24 protein-coding genes and 1 riboswitch are annotated in these 23,868 nt (G+C 74.8%); of the genes, 12 read left to right on the plus strand and 12 right to left on the minus strand.

The genetic code is table 11. The features are described from left to right. Positions 1-37 precede the first annotated feature (37 nt). Positions 38-1,255: a DUF222 domain-containing protein gene (locus tag ACI8AX_RS01395; RefSeq protein WP_456547996.1), complete on the minus strand. Its 1,218-nt coding sequence runs from the start codon at positions 1,253-1,255 to the stop codon at positions 38-40. 324 nt (positions 1,256-1,579) lie between these two features. On the opposite strand from ACI8AX_RS01395, the gene ACI8AX_RS01400 reads away from it, so the two are divergent. Together ACI8AX_RS01400 and ACI8AX_RS01405 are read left to right on the plus strand one after the other, a co-directional pair. Next, a complete protein-coding gene (locus ACI8AX_RS01400; RefSeq protein WP_456547997.1) occupies positions 1,580-1,873 on the plus strand; it encodes a hypothetical protein in 294 nt (97 codons plus the stop codon). 106 nt (positions 1,874-1,979) lie between these two features. After that, positions 1,980-3,392, plus strand: coding sequence for a pyridoxal phosphate-dependent decarboxylase family protein (locus ACI8AX_RS01405; RefSeq protein WP_456547998.1), 1,413 nt, complete (start codon positions 1,980-1,982; stop codon positions 3,390-3,392). Positions 3,393-3,402: 10 nt separating this feature from the next. On the opposite strand, the gene ACI8AX_RS01410 is transcribed toward ACI8AX_RS01405, so the two are convergent. From ACI8AX_RS01410 to ACI8AX_RS01420, 3 genes are read right to left on the minus strand one after another with little or no spacing between them, the layout of a single operon-like run. After that, the gene (locus ACI8AX_RS01410; RefSeq protein ID WP_456547999.1) at positions 3,403-4,707 is read right to left on the minus strand and encodes a hypothetical protein; all 1,305 of its coding nucleotides are present in this window, start codon (positions 4,705-4,707) and stop codon (positions 3,403-3,405) included. Between the two features lie 4 nt (positions 4,708-4,711). Then, positions 4,712-6,247, minus strand: coding sequence for an AMP-binding protein (locus tag ACI8AX_RS01415; protein WP_456548000.1), 1,536 nt, complete (start codon positions 6,245-6,247; stop codon positions 4,712-4,714). 10 nt (positions 6,248-6,257) lie between these two features. Next, a complete protein-coding gene (locus ACI8AX_RS01420) occupies positions 6,258-7,391 on the minus strand; it encodes a response regulator transcription factor (RefSeq protein ID WP_456548230.1) in 1,134 nt (377 codons plus the stop codon). Between the two features lie 123 nt (positions 7,392-7,514). On the opposite strand from ACI8AX_RS01420, the gene ACI8AX_RS01425 reads away from it, so the two are divergent. Together ACI8AX_RS01425 and ACI8AX_RS01430 are read left to right on the plus strand one after the other, a co-directional pair. Further along, on the plus strand, positions 7,515-7,919 hold the full coding sequence (locus tag ACI8AX_RS01425; RefSeq protein ID WP_456548001.1) for a RidA family protein: 405 nt from the start codon (positions 7,515-7,517) through the stop codon (positions 7,917-7,919). Between the two features lie 37 nt (positions 7,920-7,956). Further along, positions 7,957-9,336 carry an FAD-binding oxidoreductase gene (locus ACI8AX_RS01430; protein WP_456548002.1) on the plus strand — a complete coding sequence of 460 codons (1,380 nt, stop codon included), beginning with the start codon at positions 7,957-7,959 and terminating at the stop codon, positions 9,334-9,336. Positions 9,337-9,412: 76 nt separating this feature from the next. On the opposite strand, the gene ACI8AX_RS01435 is transcribed toward ACI8AX_RS01430, so the two are convergent. From ACI8AX_RS01435 to ACI8AX_RS01445, 3 genes are read right to left on the minus strand one after another with little or no spacing between them, the layout of a single operon-like run. Continuing rightward, a complete protein-coding gene (locus tag ACI8AX_RS01435; RefSeq protein ID WP_456548003.1) occupies positions 9,413-9,835 on the minus strand; it encodes a DUF1772 domain-containing protein in 423 nt (140 codons plus the stop codon). Further along, a complete protein-coding gene (locus ACI8AX_RS01440; protein ID WP_456548004.1) occupies positions 9,832-10,152 on the minus strand; it encodes a hypothetical protein in 321 nt (106 codons plus the stop codon). The genes ACI8AX_RS01435 and ACI8AX_RS01440 overlap by 4 nt, the downstream gene beginning before the upstream one ends. Next, complete coding sequence (locus ACI8AX_RS01445) at positions 10,149-10,916, minus strand: SIR2 family NAD-dependent protein deacylase (RefSeq protein WP_456548005.1); 768 nt, start codon at positions 10,914-10,916, stop codon at positions 10,149-10,151. Before ACI8AX_RS01445 ends, ACI8AX_RS01440 begins: the two co-directional genes overlap by 4 nt. Positions 10,917-11,072: 156 nt before the next feature. On the opposite strand from ACI8AX_RS01445, the gene ACI8AX_RS01450 reads away from it, so the two are divergent. The 7 genes from ACI8AX_RS01450 (at position 11,073) to ACI8AX_RS01480 (ending at position 18,856) form a co-directional block, all read left to right on the plus strand. Then, positions 11,073-13,907 (plus strand): aconitate hydratase, encoded by a 2,835-nt coding sequence (locus tag ACI8AX_RS01450; RefSeq protein ID WP_456548006.1) that lies wholly within the window; start codon positions 11,073-11,075, stop codon positions 13,905-13,907. Positions 13,908-13,912: 5 nt separating this feature from the next. Next, positions 13,913-14,674 (plus strand): SDR family oxidoreductase, encoded by a 762-nt coding sequence (locus tag ACI8AX_RS01455; RefSeq protein WP_456548007.1) that lies wholly within the window; start codon positions 13,913-13,915, stop codon positions 14,672-14,674. After that, positions 14,671-15,384 (plus strand): sirohydrochlorin chelatase, encoded by a 714-nt coding sequence (locus ACI8AX_RS01460; protein WP_456548008.1) that lies wholly within the window; start codon positions 14,671-14,673, stop codon positions 15,382-15,384. Before ACI8AX_RS01455 ends, ACI8AX_RS01460 begins: the two co-directional genes overlap by 4 nt. 40 nt (positions 15,385-15,424) lie before the next feature. Next, positions 15,425-15,940, plus strand: a complete 516-nt coding sequence (locus ACI8AX_RS01465; RefSeq protein ID WP_456548009.1) for a hypothetical protein — start codon at positions 15,425-15,427, stop codon at positions 15,938-15,940. 32 nt (positions 15,941-15,972) lie between these two features. Next, the gene (locus ACI8AX_RS01470; protein ID WP_456548010.1) at positions 15,973-16,722 is read left to right on the plus strand and encodes a DUF427 domain-containing protein; all 750 of its coding nucleotides are present in this window, start codon (positions 15,973-15,975) and stop codon (positions 16,720-16,722) included. Between the two features lie 25 nt (positions 16,723-16,747). Beyond that, a riboswitch (guanidine-III (ykkC-III) riboswitch) is annotated at positions 16,748-16,811 on the plus strand. A gap of 13 nt (positions 16,812-16,824) precedes the next feature. Beyond that, on the plus strand, positions 16,825-17,139 hold the full coding sequence (locus ACI8AX_RS01475; protein ID WP_456548011.1) for a DMT family transporter: 315 nt from the start codon (positions 16,825-16,827) through the stop codon (positions 17,137-17,139). A gap of 109 nt (positions 17,140-17,248) precedes the next feature. Then, entirely contained in the window at positions 17,249-18,856 is a 1,608-nt protein-coding gene (locus ACI8AX_RS01480) for a multicopper oxidase family protein (protein ID WP_456548012.1), read from the plus strand. Positions 18,857-18,859: 3 nt separating this feature from the next. Here the strand turns inward: ACI8AX_RS01480 and ACI8AX_RS01485 are convergent, their stop codons facing one another. The 5 genes from ACI8AX_RS01485 to ACI8AX_RS01505 all read right to left on the minus strand — a co-directional run bounded on the left by ACI8AX_RS01485 (position 18,860) and on the right by ACI8AX_RS01505 (position 23,281). After that, complete coding sequence (locus ACI8AX_RS01485; RefSeq protein ID WP_456548013.1) at positions 18,860-19,702, minus strand: sulfurtransferase; 843 nt, start codon at positions 19,700-19,702, stop codon at positions 18,860-18,862. Further along, complete coding sequence (locus ACI8AX_RS01490) at positions 19,699-20,163, minus strand: SgcJ/EcaC family oxidoreductase (RefSeq protein WP_456548014.1); 465 nt, start codon at positions 20,161-20,163, stop codon at positions 19,699-19,701. Before ACI8AX_RS01490 ends, ACI8AX_RS01485 begins: the two co-directional genes overlap by 4 nt. A gap of 121 nt (positions 20,164-20,284) precedes the next feature. Continuing rightward, a complete protein-coding gene (locus ACI8AX_RS01495; protein WP_456548231.1) occupies positions 20,285-22,165 on the minus strand; it encodes an ABC transporter ATP-binding protein in 1,881 nt (626 codons plus the stop codon). A 106-nt stretch (positions 22,166-22,271) separates the two neighbouring features. Then, positions 22,272-23,054, minus strand: coding sequence for an enoyl-CoA hydratase/isomerase family protein (locus ACI8AX_RS01500; protein ID WP_456548015.1), 783 nt, complete (start codon positions 23,052-23,054; stop codon positions 22,272-22,274). Continuing rightward, positions 23,051-23,281, minus strand: a complete 231-nt coding sequence (locus ACI8AX_RS01505; protein WP_456545779.1) for a helix-turn-helix domain-containing protein — start codon at positions 23,279-23,281, stop codon at positions 23,051-23,053. The genes ACI8AX_RS01500 and ACI8AX_RS01505 overlap by 4 nt, the downstream gene beginning before the upstream one ends. Before the next feature lie 190 nt (positions 23,282-23,471). Here ACI8AX_RS01505 and ACI8AX_RS01510 point away from each other — a divergent pair, with 190 nt between their 5' ends. Continuing rightward, the gene (locus ACI8AX_RS01510) at positions 23,472-23,846 is read left to right on the plus strand and encodes a VOC family protein (protein ID WP_456548016.1); all 375 of its coding nucleotides are present in this window, start codon (positions 23,472-23,474) and stop codon (positions 23,844-23,846) included. The last annotated feature ends 22 nt before the right edge of the window (positions 23,847-23,868 follow it).

Below are 23,868 nucleotides of genomic sequence, written 5' to 3' on the forward strand. Positions count from 1 at the left end.
GTGGCGGGTGGGGGTGGCGGGTGGACGGTGCCGGGGGTCAGACGCGCAGGGGTGGGTGGATGAGGATCTGGGTGCCGTCGGGGCGGTAGGTGCGCCAGCGGTGGCCGGGTGGTGCGGTGTCGTCGCGTTCGACGCGGAAGCCGTGGTGGACCTTGGTGTGGTGGCGTTCGCACAGCAGGGCGGAGTTGTCCAGGGAGGTCGTTCCCCCCAGGGCCCAGTGCAGCCGGTGGTGGACGTCGCAGTACCAGGCCGGGGCCTCGCAGCCGGCGAACACGCAGTGCCGGTCGCGCAGTTCCACGGCTCTGCGGATGTGCGCGGGGACGGTGCGTTGGGTGCGGCCCACATCAAGGGGGAGGCCGTCGGGGTCGAGCACGATGCGGGTGACGCCGGCGTCGCAGGCGATCCAGCGGGCGGCGGCGGCGGAGAGGGTGGCGCCCAGGCCGGTGCCGGCGGCGGCCGGCCCGGTGCCGGGGTCGAGCAGGTCGCTCAGCGGCAGGGTGACGATGACGTGGGGCTTGACGGTGCGCAGCACCGGCAGCTCACCGCAGGCCAGCGCGTTGTCGGCGAGCTGGACGAGGGCGTCGCCGGTGCGCTGGGCGCGGGAACGGGTGTCCCCGGCGCAGCGGTACGCGGCCTGGATCGATTCCAGGGCGGTGGCGACCTTCTGCCCGCCGACGGCGTCCAGGGTGCCGCCGAGGGTCCAGCCGCCGTCGGGCTGCGGCACCAGCCACACCGACCGCTCCACCGTCGGGTCCGGTTCGGGTCCGTCGGGATCGAGCTTGGCCAGGTAGTTCCCGACCGCGGACTGCAGATCGGCGTGCGTGCCGTGGGTGGCCACCACCACCAGCGCGGCCTCGACTTCGGCCAGGTCGATGCCCTGCGCCTCGGCCAGGTCGCGGTGGGCCGGGGTGGCGATCTGGGCGATCACCTCCACCTGGTCGCCGCCGAGCTCCCCGGCGGCGAACGCCGCGGCCACCTCCGGCAGCAGGTCCAGCACCCGCCCGTGGCCGACCAGCCGCGAGGCCCGCGACCCGGACAGCCGCAGCACCCCGCGCAGCCACGACTGGGCGGTCCGGGCGCCGTCGTGCTCGACCGCGCCGCGCACGTCCACCCGGCGCACCACCCGGGTCAGCTCGGCCTCCAGCCGGTGGGCTGCCGCTGACAGCTCCCGGGCGTGGTCGAGCAGCTCCCCGTCGGGCAGGTCGTCCAGGTCCAGGCCGGCCAGGGTGTCCAGCGCCGACTGCAGCTCGCCCACGACCCCTCCCGACCGCTTCGAATGTGTGTTCGATCCTAGCGGCTCGAGGAGGGCCGCGCAGGACGAATCCCCAGGTCAGAGACCTGTCCACAGATCTCAGGAGGCCCTTGCCAGCACTCTCGGACACGCCGTCCGAACGGCCACAGACGTGGCCCTGGAGGCGGCCCATGGGACGAACCCCGCCGTACGGTCCGGTGCCCCCGGTCAGGCGAGGCGCGACCCACCACCGGTCCCGTGCCGGCCGTCTGACTTGGGACGACTGCCCGTTCCGGCCCCCGGGAACCGGCTGGTGTCCCAGCACGTCCTGCGAGTGTGCGCTGGCTCGTGCTCCTGACTGCCGGGGTCCTGGCCGCCTGCGGTGGTTCCGACGAGCCGAACACGGTGCAGGTCTCCCTGTGGCACTGCGGCGTCGAGCCGGTCACCGTCGACGGGCGCCTCTGGGAGGCGGTTCCGCAGATGGTCGACGGCATGGGGGTCGATGCGACGAACCCGCCGGAGGACTGGGTCGGGCAGGGCACCGTCGTCATCACCGACGACCGGATGACCTACACCGACGAGGGCGGGAAGGTCATCGACTTCGTCCCGGACGACGGCACACCTCCGCCGGTCTGCGCCTGAGCCGGCCCCCTCCGGCCACCGCAGCCGATGGACCTCCGCAGGAAAGGCGCTCTCCGCGAGCGCGTCGCCGTGTCAGCATGGCCCTCGCCGACGACGAGGGGGCCACATGTACCGCTCGGACTGGGAAAGCGTCCTGGGCGTGGTCGCCCCGGCGGCGCTGGAGTACCTGCAGTCGCTCCCGACCCGGCGGGTCCACCCCGACACCGGCCATCCGGAGGTCCGGGCGGCGCTCGACCACCCGCTCACGGACGACGGCGTCGACCCGGTGCAGGTCGTCTCGGAGCTCGCACGCGACCTCACGCCCCTGGTCACCGCCCACGCCAGCGGCCGGTTCTTCGGTTTCGTGATCGGAGGTCTGCACCCGGCGTCGTGGGGTGCGGAGCTCCTCGTCTCGACCTGGGACCAGAACGCCGGGCTCTTCCCTCCCACGCCGGGCGTCGCGGTCGCGGAGGAGCTGGCGGCACAGTGGCTCGTCGACCTGCTGCACCTGCCGGCGGAGAGCTCGGTCGGCTTCGTCACCGGCGGGCAGATGGCAAACTTCACCTGCCTGGCGGCCGCCCGCGACGAGGTGCTCCGCCAGGCCGGGTGGGACGTCGAGGCCGACGGTCTGATCGGCTCGCCCGGGGTCACTGTCGTCCTCAAGGAGGGCGTGCACTCCACCGTGTTGCGCGCCCTGCGCTTCCTCGGGCTCGGTGAGCGGTCGGCCGTGCTGGTGCCCTGCGACGAGCAGGACAGGGTCGTGCCCGAGGCGCTCGAACGCACGCTGCAGGCGGTGTCGGGTCCCACGATCGTCGCCGTGGAGTGCGGCAACGTGAACACCGGCGCGTTCGACGACTTCGCCGCGGTCGCCGAGCTGGCCGCCGGGCACCGGGCGCGGGGCAACCCGACGTGGGTCCACGTCGACGGCGCGGTGATGCTGCTCGCGGCCGCGGCGCCCAGCATGTCCCGGCACGTGCGAGGTCTCGACCGGTTGGACTCCTGGTCCACCGACGGCCACAAGCTGCTCAACGTCGCGTACGACTGCGGGGTGGCGATCTGCCGCAACGCCGCCGCGCACATGGCCGCGATGAGCGTGCAGGCCAGCTACCTCGAGCAGGGCACCGGTGCCCGCGACCCGATGGACTGGAACCCCGAGTTCTCCCGCCGCGCCCGCGGGGTCGGCGTCTACGCCACCCTCCGGTCCCTCGGGCGCTCGGGGGTCGCCGCGCTCGTCGACCGCACCGTCGGCCACGCCCAGCGGTTCGCCCGGGTCCTGGCGGCGAGCGGCCGCGCGCAGATCGTCAACGAGGTCGTGTCGAACCAGGTGCTGGTCCGCTGGCTGTCCCCCGACGGCGACCACGGCCGGCTGGCCGACGCCGTGATGGCCGGCATCCGGGCCCAGGGCCTCGCCTTCTTCAGCGGGACCACCTACCGCGGCGAACGCCTCATGCGCATCTCCGTGTCCGACTGGGCCACCGACACCGACGACGTCGACCGGGTCGCGCAGGCGCTGCTCGAGCACGCGGCACGGGGGATCTGAGCGGCGTCGGCTAGAGCGAGCGGACCAGGTCGCCCAGCTGCCGGGTCTGCCAGAGGTCGAGCAGCCGCGTGGTCATGTGCAGCTGGATCCGGGCGTTCTCGTGCGCGGTGAGCCGCGGGTCCCGGGAGCTCTCCAGCGCGTCGAGGTCCGGGACCTCGCGCGCGAGGGCGACGGGCGCCCCCAGGGAGTGCGTCAGGCCGGAGGCCGCCATCAGCAGGATGTGCAGCCGCAGCTCGTCGAGGTCCAGCAGCGGCCCGCCGCTCGCCGCGTACTCCTCGACGAACACGCTCAGCAGCGGGTCGAGGTGCTCGCCCCAGACGGACGGCTCCGCCCCGCTGATCGCGCCGGTGATCGCCTGCGCGACGCTGAGCTGCCCGGCGTTGGCCCAGTCCAGGAAGCCGCACACCAGCTCCCCGTCGGGTCCCCGCTCGAACCAGCAGTTGTCGATGTTGGCGTTCCAGTGCGCGAAGGCGATGAAGTCCGGGTTGCCGTGCAGGACGGCCCGGATCCGGTCCTCGGCGGCCAGCACGTCGGGGATGTCGGCCAGGAGCCGGTCTCGGAGCGCGGCGCCCCGCACGTGCTCGGGGAACAGCTGCGGGTGGCGCTCGACGAACGCGAACACCCGGATGGCCCACTGCACCACCTTGGCCTCCGGCACCCGGGGCGCCAGGCCGGCCGCGGCCGGCTCGCGGGAGTACGGGAACCGCTCGTCGACGTCCGCCGGCAGCCGGCCCGCCCGGTGGGCGCCCGACAGCCTCGCGAGCCCCCGGAGGATGGCCTCGTAGTGCCCCACCTGGTCCGGCACGAGGTGGTCCAGGCACTTCGGGTGGTGCGGCTCGACGCCGCCGCGCCCGAAGGGGATGCGCTCGGTGACGATCAGCCCGGTGTGGGTCTCCGGGTCGACGTCGGCGAACACCACCGTGGGCACCGGCACGGGGAAGCCCGGGGACCGGGACAGCAGCGCGACGTCCACCTCCGACGCCATCTGGACCCGGCCGCTGTCCCACAGCTCGTCGTCGAAGTTGCGGGAGAACTTGACGAACAGCTCCTCGGGCAGGTCCGGCCGCGACGTCTCGTAGGCCACCGTCAGCAGCAGCTTCTTCCCGGTGCCGCCGCCCCGGAACTCCTCCCACCCGACGATGCGGCCGACGCGCTCGTCCGCGGACAGGGAGCCGGCCGCGCGGAACGCCTCGGTGAGCCAGCCGGGCCCGCCGGAGAGCAGCGCCGCTGCGTCGGCGGGGACGGCGAGCCCGAACACCCTCCCGGGTGCCCACCGCTCGCCGTCGCCGCCCGCCTCCTCGCCGGTCGCCGTCACGCGCCTAGTTGACCTGGCGCTCGGAGCCGGCCCAGAAGCTCTCCCGGAGCTTGAACTTCTGGATCTTCCCGGTGGCGGTCCGGGCGAGCTCGTCGCGGAACTCGACCCGCTTGGGCACCTTGTAGCCGGCCAGCCTGCCGCGGCAGTGGGCGATGATCGCGGCCTCGTCGGCCTGCTCCCCCTCGGCCAGGACGACCAGCGCGGTGACCATCTCGCCCCACTTCTCGTCGGGGATCCCGATGACGGCGACCTCGGCGACGGCGGGGTGGCTGAAGACGACGTCCTCGACCTCGATCGAGGAGACGTTCTCCCCGCCGGTGATGATCACGTCCTTCTTGCGGTCGGAGATCGTGAGGTAGCCGCCCTCGTCGAGCGAGCCGCCGTCGCCGGTGTGGAACCAGCCGCCCTCGAGGGCCTCGGCCGAGGCGTCCGGGTTCTCCCAGTAGCCGGCCAGCACCGTGTTGCCCTGCGCCAGGACCTCGCCCGACTCGCTGATCGACAGCCGCGTCCCGAGCGCCGGCACCCCCGCCCGGGAGAGCCGCTTCGCCCGCTCCTCCGGCTCGAGGTCGTCGTACTCCGCGCGCGGCCGGTTGATGGTCAGCAGCGGCGCGGTCTCGGTGAGGCCGTAGATCTGGTTGAACTCCCACCCGAGCTCCGCCTCGATGCGCGCGATGGTCCGCGACGGCGGCGGCGCGCCGGCCACGACCACCCGCACCCGGTCGCGGCCGGGGACCTCGCCGTCCCACTCGGCCGCGGCGTCCAGCACGGCGTTCCACACCGCCGGCGCCCCGGCCATCACGGTGACGCCGTGCTGCTCGACGCGGCGCAGGATCTCCGCGCCGTCCACCTTGCGCAGCACGACCTGCTTCGCGCCGACCCCGGCCATCGAGTACGGCAGGCCCCAGCCGTTGCAGTGGAACATCGGCAGCGTGTGCAGGTAGACGTCACGGTCGCTGACCTGCATGTGCATGCCGAACGTGACGGCGTTGACCCACTCGTTGCGGTGGGTCATCTGCACGCCCTTCGGCCGCGCCGTCGTCCCGCTGGTGTAGTTGATCGTGGCGGTGGCGTCCTCGTCGGGCTCGGCCCACGGGACCGGCTCGGTGTCGAACCGCAGCAGCTGCTCGTACTCGTCCCCGGTGCCCAGGCAGTGCTCGGCGGAGACGCCCTTGAGCGACTCGCGCAGCTCCGGGTCGACCAGCAGCACCCGCGCGCCGCAGTGCCCGACGATGTACCGGACCTCCTCCTCGCCGAGCCGGAAGTTGACCGGCACCGCCACCCGGCCCGAGGAGGGGACGGCGAGCAGGACCTCCAGCAGCCGAGCGGCGTTGTGGCTGACGACCGCGACCCGTTCCCCCGCGCCCACCCCGAGCGCGTCGAGCCCGGCCTGCAGCGCCCGGCCGCGGCGGGCCACCTCCCGCCAGGTCAGCTCACCGAGCGAGGGAGCGGGCTGGTCCGGCTCGTCCACGATCCCGACGCGGTCGCCGTAGACCAGCTCGGCGCGGTCGAGGAAGTCGCGGGTCGTCAGTGGCACGCGCATGGGCGGGACGTTAGTGCCCGGCCGCCTCCCCGGCAGCCCCCGCGAACCAGCCACCCGGGCCGACGTCCGCGCCCGCGGCGAGCCGCGGCGCGTACTGGTCGTAGAAGACGCGGGCGGTCAGCTCGCGGCGGCTGCGCACCCCCGCCTTGGTGAAGATCGACTTGAGGTGGTCCTGCACCGTGTAGGCCGACAGGTGCAGCGCCCGGCCGATGGCCGTGGTGTCCACGCCCTGCAGCACCAGCGCGACGACGTCCCGCTCCCGCGGGGTCAGCCCGAACGCGGACACGACCAGCGGCACGATCTCCGGCGGCCGGGCCTCCTCGATGGTGAGGACGACGTCCGTGCCGGCGCCGTCCCGGGCCAGCAGCGGCGAGGCGTGCGCGACCACCCAGTGCCCCGACAGCGTGCGCAGCCGCAGCCGCGGCACCGCCGGCCGGCCGTCGGCGGTGACCCGGCGGGCGGCGCCGACCAGGGTCAGCAGCGGCATCGGCAGCGGTGACCGGCCGACCGGCCCGCCGCCCAGATCGGCCACCCGCGCCTCGGCGCCCACGCTGGCCGACACCACCTCGCCGGCCGCGTCGACCACCACCACCGCCGGGCCGTCCACCTCGGTCGGGCGGCCGGTGGCGCCGACGAGCAGCCCGGCCCGCAGACCGGCGGCCAGCGACGGCGCGACGCCGCTCAGGAAGGCCTCGTCGGCCGCGGTGAAGCCGCCCCGGCCGTCGCGCAGCAGCGCGAGGAACCCCCAGGTGCTGCCGTCGACCCGCAGCGCCAGCCGGACCTCCTCGGTGAGGTGCCAGACGGGCCCGAGGAACTCGTGCAGCCGTGGCGAGTGGTCGGCCGGGCCGTCGGCCACCGAGATCGCGCGCACCCCGCCGGGCATGCCGCCCACGCGGATGAAGGTGGAGGGGTCGTCCACCTCGTACTCGAAGCGGGCCCACTGGTCGTCGGTCTCGTCGGTCAGCCCGCCGGCCTTCGCCGTGCTGGTGACCAGGCCGGTCGCCGGGTCGGCGATCGCGAGGCAACCGGCCGCGAACGGCACCGCGCGGCGGAGCACCTCGAAGGCCGCCGCGGCGAAGGTGGGGGCGTCGAGGCCGCCGGCGGCCAGCCCGTCGACCTGCGCGCGGACCCGCTCGGCCAGCATCGTCGTCACGGCCGGTCAGTGTGGCCCCGGCCGGGGCCGGCCGGTACCCCCAGGAACCTGGGGGGCGCGGTCCCCAGGCCGCTGGGATGGGCCGGCGGACGGCGCCGCGCCAGGTTCGTCGCCATGACAGCGACCCCCGCTCAGCTGGAGCGGATCAACCCCACCACCTGGAACGCCGCCTTCGGCTTCGACCAGGCCCAGCTCCGTCCGGTCCCGGCCCGCGTGCTGACCCTGGCCGGCCAGGGCCCGGTCGACGAGTCCGGCGCCCTGCTGCACGAGGGGGACGCGGCCGCGCAGCTCGCGCTCGCCGTGGCGAACGTCGAGGCGCTGCTGGCGGCCGGCGGCATGGACTGGACCGACGTGCTGCGGCTGACCGTCTACGCCGTCGACCTGGACGCCGTCCTCGCCGCCTGGGACGTCCTCGGCGAGCGGCTCGGCGCCGCCACGCCCCCCATGACCCTCCTCGGCGTCTCCCGGCTGGCCGTCCCCGGCATGGCCGTCGAGCTCGAGGTCACCGCCGGGCGCTGAACCCACCCCCTCCCCTACCCCGACCAGGAGTCCCGCCATGACCGCCACCGACCCCACCCACCTGCTGCCCCTCGCCGAGCTGGAGCTCGCCGTCGCCGGCCCCGTCCTGCTCACCGGCGACGCCGGCTTCGCCGCCGAGGTCGCCCCCTTCACCACGACCCACACCCCCGCGCCCGTCGTGGTCGTCGGCGCCACCTGCGCCGGCGACGTCGCCGCCGCCGTCCGCTGGGCGGCCGCCCAGGGGCTGACCGTCGCGGTGCAGGCGACCGGTCACGGCCTGACCTCCGCCCTGGCCGGCGCCGTCCTCGTCACCACCTCCCGGATGGCCGAGGTGACCGTCGACCCCGCCGCGCGCACCGCCCGCATCGGCGCCGGCGTCCGCTGGCGGCAGGTCATCGACGCCGCCGCCCCGCACGGCCTCGCGCCGCTGTCCGGGTCGTCGTCGCACGTGGGCGCCGTCGGCTACACCCTGGGCGGCGGCCTCGGGCCGCTCGCCCGCAGGTACGGCTTCGCCGCCGACGCCGTCCGCAGCGCCGAGATCGTGACCGGCGACGGCGAGGTGCGGACCGTCGACGCCGCGAGCGACCCGGAGCTGTTCTGGGCGCTGCGCGGCGGCAAGGGCAGCTTCGGGATCGTCACCGCGCTCGAGGTCGGCCTCGTGCCCGTCGCCCGGCTGTACGGCGGCGGCGTCTTCTTCCCCGGCTCGGCCGCGCGGGACCTGCTGCACGCCTACCGCGCCTGGGCGCCCACCCTGCCCGAGGAGACGACGACCTCCGTCGCCGTCCTGCGGATGCCCCCGGACCCCCGCCTGCCCGAGCCGCTGCGCGGCCGGACGGTGGTGCACCTGCGGGTGGCCCACCTGGGCAGCGCGGAGGAGGGTGCCGCGCTGGTGGCGCCGATGCGCGCGGTGGCGCCGGCGCTGCTCGACGGCGTCGGCGAGATGCCCTTCGCCGCGGTCGACGCGATCCACATGGACCCGACCGACCCCATGCCGACGTACGACCGCGGCACGCTGCTGCGCGAGCTCACCGCCGACACCGTCGAGGCGCTGCTCGCCGCCGCCGGCCCTGACGTCGAGGTGCCGCTGGTGATGGTCGAGCTGCGGCACCTGGGCGGCGCGGCGGGCCGGCCGGCGGCCGTGCCCGACGCGGTGGCCGGCCGGGACGCCGCCTTCTCCTGCTGGGTGCTCGGGCCGATGTCCCCGCCCGTCGCCGGGATCGTCCCGGGGGTGGTGGACGCCGTGGTGGCCGAGCTGGCGCCCTGGTCGACCGGCCGGTCGCTGCTCAACTTCGCCGGACCCGTGACCGGCGGGCAGGTCGCCGCCCTGTGGGACGACGCCGACCGGCAGCGGCTGCTGGCGGTCAAGCGGCGGGTCGACCCGGCCGGCCTCTTCGCCCACGGCCACACCGTGGGCTGATCGACCAGGCCCCGCTCAGGGCGGCCCGCTCGCCGGGGCCCGCCCTGAGCGGGGCGAGGGGTGGGGGCGTCCTCCATCAGGCCAGGAGGAGCCAGAGCGCGGCCGCGACCCCCGCCGTCGCCGTGAGCGCCCGGCACGTGTCCACCCGCACGAGCCGCCGGTGCACCGCCGGGTCCCAGCCGCGGTCCAGGCGGCGGTGCTGCGGCACCGCGCCCAGGGCGGTCAGCTCCAGCACGACGACCAGGCAGGCCGCCGAGGCGAGGACGGCGAGCAGCGGCGTCCCGTCGGGCCGGTCGACCAGCAGCCACAAGGTGGTCACGGCCTGCCCGAGGAACAGCGGCCCCACGACGCGGGTGACCCGCCGCTGGTGCCGGTGCTCGTAGGCGGGGAAAGCCTCCGGCGGCAGCACCGCCATCTGCGGGTAGACCAGGACGCGGACGGTCCACTGGAAGCCGGCGTAGGCGGCGGCGAAGGCGAGGTGCAGGGCGAGCAGCGTCATGGCGCCCGCTTCGGCGGCTTGCCGCGCCAGGCCAGGCTCTGGGCGTCCAGCCGGCGCAGCAGCGGGTCGCCCTCGGCCAGGACCCGCTCGGCCAGCGCCACCGCCGCGGCCAGCCGCTCGTCGTCCAGCTGGGCGAACGCCGGGGAGCGGCGGCGGTCGAGCACGTCGTGCCAGCGGCCGCCGACGACGGTGTCGAGCACGATCCGCCCGAAGCAGTGGTCGGCGGTGACGACCCACCGCCCCTCCCGCGCCCGCCGCGGCAGCTCCTCGAGCACCAGCGCCCGGTAGCGGGCCAGCAGCCGCTCCCGGTCGCTCATGCGGCCAGCAGCCGGGGCAGCGCGACGCCGATGGGCTCGCGGACGACGAGCGACGCCGCCCAGTCGTAGGGCGTCGGCTCGGCGTTGACGATCACGACCCGTGCCCCGCTGCCGGCCGCCAGGTCGACGAGCCCGGCCGCGGGGTGCACGCCCAGCGACGTGCCGACGGCGAGGAAGACGTCGCAGTCGGTCGCGGCGGCGGCCGCCGCGTCGAGGACCGCGGCGTCCAGGGCCTGCCCGAAGCTGACCGTCGCCGTCTTGAGGATCCCGCCGCAGACGAGGCAGGCCGGGTCGGGCTCGCCGGCGTCGACCCGGGCCAGCGCCTCCGCCGTCGTCGTCCGGTCGCCGCAGGCGAGGCACTCCACCTCGTGCACCGTGCCGTGCAGCTCCAGCACCAGCTCCGGCGAGGAGCCGGCCGCCTGGTGCAGGCCGTCGACGTTCTGCGTGGCCAGCGCCCGGAGCCGGCCCTGGCGCTCGAGGTCGACCAGCGCGCGGTGCCCGGCGTTCGGCTGCACGTCGCCGATCCCCAGCTCGCGGCGCATCAGCCAGGCCCGCCGGCGGATGTCGGGGTCGGACACGTAGTAGGACAGCGTCACGAGCTTCTCCGCGTCGGGGTCGCGGGTCCAGACGCCGTTCGGGCCCCGGTAGTCGGGGATGCCGCTCTCGGTGGAGATGCCGGCACCGGTGAGCACGGTGACCCGGGAGGCGCCGGCCAGCCAGCCGGGGACGGCTCCGGGGTCGGTCGTCGGCGCGGCGTCGGTCACGACGTCCACCGTAGGAGCCCCGGGCGTGGGCGACGTCACGGGTGAGGGAAGGGTCGCCTCACCTGCGCATGCGCCCGCGCGGGCTGGGATGATCGGGGGTGGCAACGAGCGCGGCGGTACCGCCGCGACGGACCAGCGAGGGGTAGGCGCATAGACGTGGCGAGCAAGGACAGCTTCGGGGCGCGGGCGACGCTGAGCGTCGACGGCACCGATTACGACATCTACCGGCTCGATGCGGTGGAGGGCTCCGAGAAGCTGCCCTTCAGCCTCAAGGTCCTGCTCGAGAACCTGCTGCGCACCGAGGACGGCGCGGACATCACCGCCGACCACATCCGGACGCTGGCGAACTGGGACCCCGCGGCCGAGCCGAGCGAGGAGATCCAGTTCACCCCGGCGCGCGTGGTCATGCAGGACTTCACCGGCGTCCCCTGCATCGTCGACCTGGCCACCATGCGCGAGGCCATGGCCGAGATCGGCGGCGACCCGAACAAGATCAACCCGCTGGCCCCCGCCGAGCTGGTCATCGACCACTCCGTCATCGCCGACGTCTTCGGCACCCCGGACTCGTTCGAGCGCAACGTCGAGATCGAGTACCAGCGCAACGGCGAGCGCTACCAGTTCCTGCGCTGGGGCCAGGGCGCCTTCGACGACTTCAAGGTCGTCCCCCCGGGCATGGGCATCGTCCACCAGGTCAACATCGAGCACCTGGCCCGCGTGGTGTTCCCGCGGCAGGAGGGCGACCGGACCGTCGCCTACCCCGACACCTGCGTCGGCACCGACTCGCACACCACGATGGTCAACGGCCTGGGCGTGCTGGGCTGGGGCGTCGGCGGCATCGAGGCCGAGGCCGCGATGCTCGGCCAGCCGGTCTCGATGCTCATCCCCCGCGTCGTGGGCTTCAAGCTGACCGGCGAGCTGCCCGAGGGCTCGACCGCGACCGACCTCGTCCTCACGATCACCGAGATGCTGCGCCGCCACGGCGTGGTCGGGAAGTTCGTCGAGTTCTACGGCGAGGGCGTCTCCGCGGTGCCGCTGGCCAACCGCGCCACGATCGGCAACATGAGCCCCGAGTTCGGCTCGACCGCGGCGATGTTCCCCATCGACGAGGAGACGATCGCCTACCTGCGGCTCACCGGCCGCAGCGACGCGCAGGTCGCGCTGGTCGAGGCCTACGCCAAGGAGCAGGGCCTCTGGCACGACCCGTCGCGCGAGCCGGCCTTCTCCGAGTACCTGGAGCTCGACCTCGCCACCGTCGTCCCCTCGATCGCCGGCCCCAAGCGGCCGCAGGACCGGGTCGCGCTGTCCGACGCCAAGGCCGCCTTCCGCGAGGTGCTGCCGACCTACGCCTCGCACGACGTGAGCGGCGACGAGGACCAGGCCGCCGAGGCCGAGTCCAACGTCGACGAGGCGTCGGAGGAGAGCTTCCCGGCCTCGGACCCGGCCAGCCCCTTCGCCTCCGGCAACGGTGAGGCCGGCAAGCCGCACACCGTCGTCCCCGACCGGGTGCCCGACCGTCCCTCCAAGCCCACCAAGGTGGTCATGGAGGACGGCACCGAGACCTACGTGGACAACGGGCACGTGGTCATCGCCGCCATCACCTCCTGCACCAACACCTCGAACCCGCAGGTCATGATCGGCGCGGGCCTCCTGGCCAAGAAGGCCGTCGAGGCCGGCCTGACCAGCAAGCCCTGGGTGAAGACGACGATGGCGCCGGGCTCGAAGGTCGTCACCGACTACTACGAGAAGTCGGGCCTCACCCCGTACCTGGAGAAGCTCGGCTTCTACCTGGTCGGCTACGGCTGCACCACCTGCATCGGCAACTCCGGCCCGCTGCCGGAGCCGGTGTCGGCCGCGGTGAACGAGGCCGACCTCGCCGTCGTCTCGGTGCTGTCGGGCAACCGCAACTTCGAGGGCCGGATCAACCCCGACGTCAAGATGAACTACCTGGCGTCGCCGCCGCTGGTCATCGCGTACGCGCTGGCCGGGTCGATGGACGTCGACATCACCACCGAGCCGCTCGGCAAGGGCAAGGACGGGCAGGACGTCTTCCTGCGCGACATCTGGCCCTCGCCGCAGGAGGTCCAGCGGACCATCGACCAGGCCGTCTCCGCGGAGCAGTTCGGCCGCAGCTACGAGGACGTCTTCGCCGGCACCGAGCAGTGGCAGAACCTGCCGACGCCGACCGGTGACACGTTCTCCTGGGACGCCGAGAGCACCTACGTCCGCAAGCCCCCGTACTTCGAGGGCATGCCGGCCGAGCCGGCCCCGGTCGCCGACATCACCGGCGCCCGCACGCTGGCCGTGCTGGGCGACTCGGTGACCACCGACCACATCTCGCCGGCCGGCTCCATCAAGGCCGACAGCCCGGCCGGGAAGTACCTGTCCGAGCACGGCGTCGAGCGGCGCGACTTCAACTCCTACGGCTCCCGCCGCGGGAACCACGAGGTCATGATCCGCGGCACCTTCGCCAACATCCGGCTGCGCAACCAGCTGGTGCCCGGCACCGAGGGCGGGGTCACCAAGAACCACCTCACCGGCGAGACGACCACGATCTACGACGCCTCCGTCGCCTACCAGGAGGCGGGCATCCCGCTGGTCGTCCTGGCCGGCAAGGAGTACGGCTCGGGCTCGTCGCGCGACTGGGCGGCCAAGGGCACCGCGCTGCTGGGCGTCAAGGCGGTCATCGCCGAGAGCTACGAGCGGATCCACCGCTCCAACCTCATCGGCATGGGCGTGCTGCCGCTGCAGTTCCCCGAGGGCCAGGACCGGGAGTCGCTGGGCCTGACCGGTGACGAGGAGTTCACGATCACCGGCATCACCGCGCTGAACGACGGCGAGACCCCGCGCACGGTGAAGGTCACGGCCCAGCCGTCCGACGGTGCCGCCGTGGAGTTCGACGCCCGCGTCCGGATCGACACCCCCGGCGAGGCGAACTACTACCGCAACGGCGGGATCATGCAGTACGTCCTGCGCTCGCTGCGGCAGGGCTGACCCGCATGGACCTGGGCCTGGGCGGCCGCGGCTACCTGCTCACCGGCGCGAGCCGGGGACTGGGGTTCGCGGCCGCCCGGGCCCTCGTCGACGACGGCGCCCGGGTGCTGGTCAGCTCCCGGACACCGGACTCGGTGGCCCGCGCCGCCGAGGAGCTCGGCGGCGCGCCCGGCGCGTTCGGGACGCCGGCCGACCTGGCCGACCCCGAGGCGGCCGGGCGGCTGGTCGCCGAGGGCCGCGAGCGCCTCGGCCGGCTGGACGGCGCGCTGATCAGCGTCGGCGGTCCGGCGCCGGGCACCGTGCTCGACACCGCCGAGGAGGACTGGCGGGCGGCGATCGACTCGGTCCTGCTGGGCACCCTGCGGCTGGTCCGCGCGCTGGTGCCGGCCCTCGGCGAGGGTGCCGCGATCGGGCTGGTGCTCTCCACGTCGGTGCGCGAGCCGATCGCGCACCTGGCCATCTCCAACGGCCTGCGCCCCGGCCTGGCGATGACGGCGAAGTCGCTGGCCACCGAGCTCGGCCCCCGCGGCATCCGGGTCTTCGGGCTGCTGCCCGGCCGGATCGCCACCGACCGGATCGTGCAGATCGACGGCCGCAGCCCCGATCCGGAGGCCGCGCGGCGGGCCTCCGAGGCCGGCATCCCGCTGCGCCGCTACGGGGACCCCGCCGAGTTCGGCCGGGTCGCCGCCTTCCTCCTCTCCCCCGCCGCCTCCTACCTGACCGGCGTGATGCTGCCGGTCGACGGCGGCATGCTCACCGGCCTGTGAGCTCCGCCGCGGCCGCCGGCGGCGCCCCCGTGCTGGTCGCCTGCGCGCACGGCACCCGCGACCCGGCCGGCCGGCGCCTGGTCGCCGAGCTCGCGCTGGCCGCCCGCGACCTGCGCCCGGGCTTGGACACCACCGCCGCGTTCGTCGACGTCCAGCCGCCCACCGTGGCCGACGTCGTGGCCGGGCTGGCGGCCGAGGGCCGGGCGGCGGTCGTCGTCCCGCTGCTGCTGTCCGGCGGCTACCACGTGCACGTCGACATCGCCGCCGCCGTCGAGGGCCGCGCCGGGGTGGTGGCCGCGAGGCCGCTGGGCCCGGACCCGCGGCTGGTCGAGGTGCTCACCGACCGCCTGCTCGCCGCCGGCACCGACCCGCGCGACCCGCTGACCGCGGTCGTGCTCGCCGCTGCCGGCTCCAGCGACCCGCGGGCGGTCGCCGACGTCGAGGACACCGCCGACCTGCTCCAGCGGTCCTGGGCCGGCCCGGTGACGACCGGTTACGGGTCCGCCGCCCGACCGCCGGTCGCCGAGGCGGTCGCCGCCGCGCGGCGGGCCGGCGCCGAGCGCGTCGTCGTGGCCGCCTACCTCCTCGCGCCGGGCCACTTCGCCGGCAAGCTCGCCGGCGCCGGCGCGGACGCCGTGACCGCACCACTGCTGCCCGACCCGCGCCTGGCCGCCGTCCTGCTCGACCGGTACGACGACGCCCGCGGGTGACCGGCGCGCGTCGGTCCCCCGCCCTGGATAGCGTGGGTCCGTGCTGAGCCGATCCCGGGTCCTCGTCCCCGCCGTCCTCGCCGCCGGCCTGCTGCTGAGCGGGTGCAGCGACGAGGTCGGCGGCACCGCGAGCCCGGCCTCGACTGCCTCCTCGTCGAGCTCGGGCTCGTCGTCGAGCTCCTCGGGCTCCGGCTCCTCGTCCGGCGGGGGCGGCGGCGAGTTCGAGGAGTTCTGCACCCAGGGCGAGGAGCTCTTCGGCGAGGCCGGCGAGGCACTGACAGACGCCGAGGGCATGGGGGTCGAGGCCCTCGTCGCCGCGCTCGACCAGACGGTCGACGCCTTCGACGCCCTCGAGCCCCCGGACGAGATCGCCGACGACTGGCAGGCGTCGCGGGAGGGCTTCGCCCAGATCCGGGACGACGTCGCGGCGATCGACCCGGCCGCGCCGGACGCCGAGACGCAGGCCCTGGAGATCGTCTCGCAGGCCGAGACGACCGTGGGCCCGGCGTTCGAGCGGGTCAGCACCTGGATCGACGAGAACTGCCCGAACTCCTGACGCGTCCGGCGACGGGCGAGCAGGATCTCCCCGTGACGTCCTACCCGCAGCCGATCGTCCCCGTCGGGCACGTCGAGCCGGTCCCGCGGCGGGTGCGCGCCGAGCTGGCCGGCCGGGTCGTCCTGGACACCACCCGGGCCCGGTACGGCTGGAAGTGGCCGCCGTACCCGCAGTTCCACGTCCCGGTCGCCGACGTCGACCCCGACGTCCTGGTCGACGAGGGCGAGGACGAGGACCGGCCGCTCGGGCGTGCCCGCCGGTACGGCCTGCGCGCCGGTGACGCGCAGCGGCCCGGCGCCGGCTGGTGCTACGCCGAGGGGCCGCTCGCCGGGCACCTGCGGTTCGAGTGGTCGGCGCTGGACGCCTGGTTCGAGGAGGACGAGGAGGTGTTCGTCCACCCGCGGAACCCGTACTCGCGCGTCGACGCCCTGCGGTCCCAGCGGTCGGTGCGGGTCGAGCTCGACGGGCGGGTCCTGGCCGAGTCGTCGTCCCCCGTGCTGCTGTTCGAGACCGGCCTGCCCACCCGGTACTACCTCCCCCGCACCGACGTCCGCTTCGAGCACCTCGTGCCCAGCGGCACCCGCACCGGCTGCCCGTACAAGGGGCGGACCAGCGGCTACTGGTCGGTCGCCGGCGGGCCGGCCGACGTCGCCTGGAGCTACGACTTCCCGACCGCGGCCGTGCTGCCGATCGCCGGTCTGGTCGCGTTCCTCGACGAGGCGGTCGACGTCGTGCTGGACGGCGTCGCGCAGGAGCGGCCGGTGACGCACTTCTCCCGCTGACCGCGGACCCGCGTGCGAGCATGGGGACGGGTCCCACCCGACCCCCGGACGAGCGGCGCCGTACCCGGACAGCGACAAGACGGCGACCTCGCGGAGGCCGTCGTGTCCTGGCTCGTGCTCGTCCTGTCCGGTGTCCTCGAGTCGGTGTGGGCCACCGCGCTCGGCCGCTCCGAGGGGTTCTCCCGGTTGTGGCCGTCGGTCGTGTTCGCCGTCGCGCTGGTGCTCAGCATGGCCGGCCTCGCGTACGCGCTGCGCGAGCTGCCGACCGGCACCGCCTACGCCGTCTGGGTCGGCATCGGCGCCGCCCTGACCGTGCTGATCGGCATGGTGACCGGCGACGAGCCGGTCAGCGCCGTCCGGCTGCTGCTGGTGGCCGGCATCGTCGGCTGTGTCGTCGGGCTCAAGACGCTGCACTGACCACCCCCGCGGCAGGGGGGTCCCGGGACCCCTCGGGTGCGGCTGCCCGGGACCCGCTCGCGGCACCAGGCTGGGCGTGCACGGAACGCACCCGGAACGGACCAGCACCATGGACGACCTGACGCTCAGCCGCCGCGACGCCCTCAAGATCGGTGCCCTGGGCGCCGCCGCGCTCGCCCTCCCCCTCACCGTCTCCCTGGACGCCGCCCGCGCCTCCGAGCTGCCGGAGAGCCGGATCCCGCGCCCCTACACCCGGCACCCCGCCGTCGTCCGGCCGCCGGTGCTCACCCCCGTCGGGATCGACCCGGCCGACCGGCCCGAGGACGAGCGCGACGTCTACCACGTCCAGATGCGGCAGTTCACCGCCCAGCTGGTGCCCGGCTACGCCACGACGATGTGGGGCTACGAGGGTTCGTTCCCCGGCCCCACCTTCCGGGTCCAGCGGCACCGCAAGGTGCGGGTGCGCTTCGCGAACAACCTCCCGGTCCGGCACCCGGTGTTCGGGTACGAGCCGACGACCTCGGTCCACCTGCACGGCGCCCCGTCGGCGCCGCAGTACGACGGCTACGCCAGTGACACCTCCCGGCCCGGGCAGTTCAAGAACTACCTGTACGACAACAGCCAGGCGGCGCGGACGCTCTGGTACCACGACCACGCGGCGCACCACACCGCGGAGAACGTCGCCATGGGTCTGGCCGGTCAGTACCACGTGCTCGACGCGGCCGAGGACCTCATCGGGCTGCCGCAGGGCGACTTCGACCTCCCGCTGGTGGTCACCGACGTCGCCTTCACCAGCCGGGGGCAGCTGCTCTACGACGACCACAGCGACTCGGGCCTGATGGGTGACGTCCTGCTGGTCAACGGCGTGCCCTTCCCCGCCTTCCCGGTGCAGCCGCGGAAGTACCGCCTCCGGTTCCTCAACGCCTCCGTCGCCCGCGGCTACCGGTTCCGGCTGGAGCCGGCCGCGCCGCTCACCGTCGTCGGGACGGACGCGGGACTGGTGCACGACCCGGTGGACACCGCCGACCTCCGGATGGCCATGGGCGAGCGGTACGACGTCGTCGTCGACTTCGCGCCCTTCCGGGGACGCCGGGTGGAGCTGCGCAACCTGGGCGTCGAGAACGCGATCGACTACGACCACACCGACCGCGTCGTGGCCTTCGACGTCCTGGACGCGGACCCGGACCCGACGAACAACGGCCCGGTGCCGCGCCCGCTGCCGATCGAGCCGCACCCGCTGATGGACCTGCACGCCGGCCATGCCGACCGCACCCGGAAGCTGCGCTTCCAGCGCGGCGGCAGCGAGTGGACGATCAACGACGAGACGTGGGCGGACGTCGAGAGGTCGGAGTTCCGGCGGGTCGTCGCCGACCCCGACCTCGGCGACGTCGAGGTGTGGGAGCTGGAGAACCACGCGGGTGGCTGGTTCCACCCGGTGCACCTGCACCTGGTGGACTTCAAGGTGCTGTCCCGCAACGGCCGGCCGCCGGCGCCGTACGAGGCCGCCGGCCCCAAGGACGTCGTCTACCTGGCCGAGAACGAGACCATCCGCATCGTCACCCGGTTCGGACCCCGCCTCGGCCGGTACATGATCCACTGCCACAACAACACGCACGAGGACCACGACATGATGGGGCAGTTCGAGGTCGGGCGGGACGGCCCGTCACCGTTCTCGGCGCCGCCCCAGGGCGTCCCCAAGCTCCTCCGGCCGGCCTGACCGTCAGCTCCCGTCGGGGCCGACGGCGACCGGCCGCGCCGGGTCGGCCGACCACTGCGACCACGAGCCCGGCCACAGCGCCGCCTCGACGCCGGCGACGGCCAGGGCGGCCACCTCGTGCGCGGCGGTCACCCCCGAGCCGCAGTAGACGCCGACCTCGGCGCCGGGGACCGCCCCCAGCGCCGAGAAGCGCCCGGTGAGTGCAGCGGCTGTACGGAACGTGCCGTCGGGTGCCAGGTTGGCCGCCGTCGGCGCGCTGCGGGCGCCGGGCACGTGACCGGCGCGCGGGTCGACCGGCTCGACCTCGCCGCGGTAGCGCTCGGCGGCGCGGGCGTCGAGCAGGACGCCACCGCGCGCCGGGAGGGCGGCGGCCTCGTCGGCGGTGAACGTCGGCATGCCGCCGCCGGTCAGCACGACGTCCCCGGGCGGCGGGACGACGTCGCCGGTCTCCACCGGCCCGCCGGTCGCGCGCCACGCGGCCAGGCCGCCGTCCAGCAGCCGCACGTCGGCCAGCCCGCCCCAGCGCAGCAGCCACCAGGCGCGCGCGGCGGCGAGCCCCCCGCTGTCGTCGTACGCGACGACACGGTCACCTGCGCGGATGCCCCACCGCCGGGCGGCCGACTGCAGTCGCTGTAGCGACGGCAGCGGGTGCCGGCCGCCCTCGGGCGAGGGCGGGTCGGCGAGCTCGGTGTCGAGGTCGACGAAGACCGCGCCCGGGAGGTGCCCCTCGAGGTGGTGCTCGCGCCCGCGGTCGTCGCCGAGCGCCCAGCGGACGTCGAGCAGCACCGCCCCGGCGGGCCGGGCGAGCAGCTCCGCCGCGGTCACGAGGACCGCGTCGCGGCTCACCGGACGGCGAGCAGCCCGCGCAGCTCCGCGGTCAGGGCGTCGCGGGCCTCGGGCCGCCCGGCGAAGGCGACCGGGGTGACCTGGAACAGCGAGGTCTTCCAGCGGCCCCCGCCCTCGTCGACGGCGACGAGCGTCTGCTGGCAGTGCAGCGAGGGCTCGAGGTCCTCCTCGCCGGGCGGGATCACCCCCGCGTGGGCGAGCAGGACCGCCACCCCGGGGGCGATCGGGCGCACCGACCGGACGAGGCCGACGTAGGTCGCCGTCGGGTGGCTGCCGAAGACCCGGCGCAACTCCGAGGCGATGGACAGGCGCCCGCTGGTGTGGGTGCCGTCGTAGCCGACGATGTCCCCGTCGTCGGCGAACGTGGACGCGACGGCCGCGCCGCTGCGCCGGTTCCAGCCGTCGAGGAACGCGGCGTAGAGGGCGCGGATCTGCGCGTCTGACGGATGTGCTGCAGTCACCTTCACTCCTCGCTGGCGCTCGTCGGTCAGGTGACCGGCCGTGCTGCGCCCTTGCGTGGCCTCGCGAGCTCGGCCACCGGATTCCCCCGTGGTGCCTGTGGGACAGGAGGAACGGTAGTGGTCACGCCGCGCCGACCGTTCGACGCTCGCCGTCGGCGAACTGGGTCCGGTACAGCTCCGCGTAGCGGCCGCCGAGCGCCAGCAACTCCTCGTGAGTGCCCGACTCCACGATGCGACCGTCGTCGACCACGAGGATCTGGTCGGCGCTGCGGATCGTCGACAGCCGGTGCGCGATGACCAGCGACGTCCGCCCGGCGAGCGCGGTGTCCAGCGCGTGCTGCACCGCCACCTCCGACTCGCTGTCGAGGTGGGCGGTGGCCTCGTCCAGGATGACGATGCCGGGCGCCTTGAGCAGCACCCGCGCGATGGCCAGCCGTTGCTTCTCCCCGCCGGAGAGCCGGTAGCCGCGGTCGCCGACCACCGTGTCGAGCCCGTCGGGCAGCGAGCCCACCAGCGCGGCGATGCGGGCGCCGGTCAGCGCGTTCCACAGCTGCTCGTCGGTGGCGTCGGGGCGGGCGTAGAGCAGGTTGGCGCGGATCGTGTCGTGGAACAGGTGGGCGTCCTGGCTGACCACGCCGATGGTGTCGCGCAGCGAGTCCAGCGTCGCCTGCCGGACGTCGACGCCGCCCACCCGCACCACGCCGTCGGTGACGTCGTACAGCCGCGGCACCAGGTTGGCGATCGTCGACTTGCCGGCGCCGGAGTGGCCGACCAGGGCGACGAGCTGCCCGGGCTCGACGCGGAAGGAGACGTCGTGCAGCACCGCCGTCGGCCCGCCGTGCTCGGGCAGCGACACCTCCTCCAGTGACGGCAGCGAGACGTCGGAGGCGGCCGGGTAGCTGAAGGAGACGTGGTCGAACTCGACCGACCGGTCGGTCTCCGGCACCGGGACGGCGTCCGGGGCCTCGCGGATCATCGGCGGGAGGTCGAGCACCTCGAAGACCCGGTCGAAGCTGACCATCGCGCTCATGACGTCGACGCGGACGTTCGACAGCGCCGTCAGCGGGCCGTACAGCCGGGAGAGCAGCAGGGCCAGGGCCACCACGTCGCCGGGGCTCAGCGAGCCGTCGAAGGCGAGCGCGCCGCCGAGGCCGTAGACCAGCGCGGTCGCGAGCGCGGCCACCAGGGTGAGCGCGGTGAAGAAGGTGCGGCCGTACATGGCCGACAGGACGCCGATGTCGCGCACGCGGGCGGCGCGGCCGCGGAAGCCCTCGGCCTCGACCGCGGGGCGGCCGAACAGCTTGACCAGCAGCGCGCCGGCCACGTTGAACCGCTCGGTCATCGTGGCGTTCATCGACGCGTTGAGCGCGTACGACTCCCGCGTGATCTCCTGCAGCCGCGCGCCGATGCGGCGGGCGGGCAGCACGAACAGCGGCACCATCACCAGCGACAGCAGGGTGATCTGCCAGGAGAGCGTGAGCATCACGCCGGCGGTCAGCACCAGCCCGATCACGTTGGAGACGACGCCCGACAGCGTCGAGGTGAAGGCCTGCTGGGCGCCGATGACGTCGTTGTTCAGGCGGCTCACCAGCGCGCCGGTCTGCGTGCGGGTGAAGAAGGCGACGGGCATCCGCTGCACGTGCTCGAAGACCCGCGACCGCAGGTCGTAGATGACGCCCTCGCCGATCCTCGCCGAGTACCAGCGGGTCGCCAGCGAGATGGCCGCGTCGACCACCGCCAGGCCGGCGATGAGCAGCGCGATGCGGACGACGTCGCCCGCCGTCCCCTCGAGCGAGGCGATCCGGTTGATGATCCGCCCCGCCAGCAGCGGGGTGACCACGCCGATCAGCGACGACCCGACGACCAGCGCCAGGAACCAGGACAGCTCGCGGCGGTAGGGCCGGGCGATGCCCAGGACGCGGCGCACCGTGCCCTTGGGCAGCTCGCGCGAGGTGACCGACGGATCGCGCCTGAACGAGCGCATCGCCGCCATGGAGGTCATGTTGTTCACCGCTGGACCTCCTTCTGTCTCGGTACCGGGCAACGGCGCCCGGGGACCGGGGATTCCACCCGGGAGGTCAGCCCTCGGCGGACGACCGGCCCGTCGCCTACCGGCCCAGCGCCGCGGCCAGCTCCGTCAGCCGCCGCACCTGGGCGGCCCGCTCGGCCGCGTCCTGCGCCGCCGGGTCGTTGCGCACGGCGGAGCGCACCAGGGCCGCGGTCTCGCGCACGGCGCCGGCCGGCGGCGCGACCAGGGCCGTCACCAGCTGCGCCACCGCCGCGTCGAGCTCCTCGCGGGGCACCACCGCGTTGGCCAGCCCCAGCGACAGCGCCTCCGCGGCCGGCACCGGGCGGCCCGTCACGCAGATCTCCAGCGCGCGGGAGTAGCCGACCAGCTCGGTGAGCGTGCTCGTGCCGGTGAGGTCGGGGACCAGGCCCAGGGTGACCTCGGCCAGCCGCAGGCTCGCGTCGTCGGTGAGCACCCGCAGGTCGCAGGCGAGCGCCAGCTGGGCGCCGGCGCCGATGGCGTGCCCCTGCACCGCGGCCACCGAGACGATCCCCGGGGAGCGCAGCCAGCGGAAGCCGGCCTGGTAGCCGCGGATCCGCTCCTGCGCGAGCTCGGCCGGCATCCGCCCCAGCTCCCCCAGGCCGCCGGAGGTCGAGGGGTCGGCGCTGAACAGGCTGCGGTCCAGCCCGGCGGAGAAGGAGCGACCCTCGCCGCGCAGGACGACCACGCGCACGTCGTCGTCCAGGGACGCGCCGACGGCGGCCAGCGCCTCCCAGGTGGCCGGGGTCTGGGCGTTGAGCTGCTCGGGACGGTCCAGGGTCACGGTGAGGACGGCGCCCTCGCGCGCCGTCCGCACCCACCCGTCGGCGACCCCGGAGGTCACGCCTCCTTCTTGCTGTTGCGGTTCGCTCCCCCACGGCTGCGCAGGCTCGCACCGGACTCCGACAGGAGCCGGTGGACGAAGCCGTAGGAGCGGTTGGTCGAGGTGGCCAGAGACCGGATGCTCTCCCCCTCGTCGTAGCGCTTGCGCAGCTCGTCGGCGAGCGAGGTGCGGTCACCGCCCGTGATGCGCTTGCCCTTGCCGAGGTCCGCCGTGCTCGAGTCGGCCATGACTCCCCTCCGTCAGCAGCTCCCCCGTGCCCGGTGCGCCACGTGCCCCGTCCGGGACGGCTGCTCGTCCCCTTGGCGCCGCCGTCCCGCTGACCACGGCATCCCGCGACACATGATCACCCAGCCGCTGCCGGCGCGCGCGGTGAGCCGGACGGCGGGATCCGTCGTACCGGCACGCCACCATCCCGGCATGACCGACCCCGCGCCCCGGCGCCACCACACCATCGACTACGTCGAGCTCACCGTGACCGACCTCGACCGGGCCCAGCGCTTCTACGCCGAGGCGTTCGGCTGGGAGTTCACCTCCTACGGGCCCGACTACGCCGGCTTCCGCGACGGCCGCGCCGGGGGTGCGGAGGCCGGCGGGCTGCGCCGCGACGACGTCGTCCGCACCGGCGGCGGGCCGCTGGTCCTGCTGTTCTCCGCCGACCTCGACGCGACGGTCGAGGCCGTGCGGCGGGCGGGCGGCGAGGTCGTCGCCGGGCCGTACGGGTTCCCGGGCGGCCGCCGGTTCCACTTCACCGACCCCGACGGCACCGAGCTCGGCGCCTGGTCCGAGCAGTAGCGGAGTGCCGGAGCGCAGGGGA

The sequence above is a fragment of the Blastococcus sp. SYSU D00813 genome (assembly GCF_054050735.1).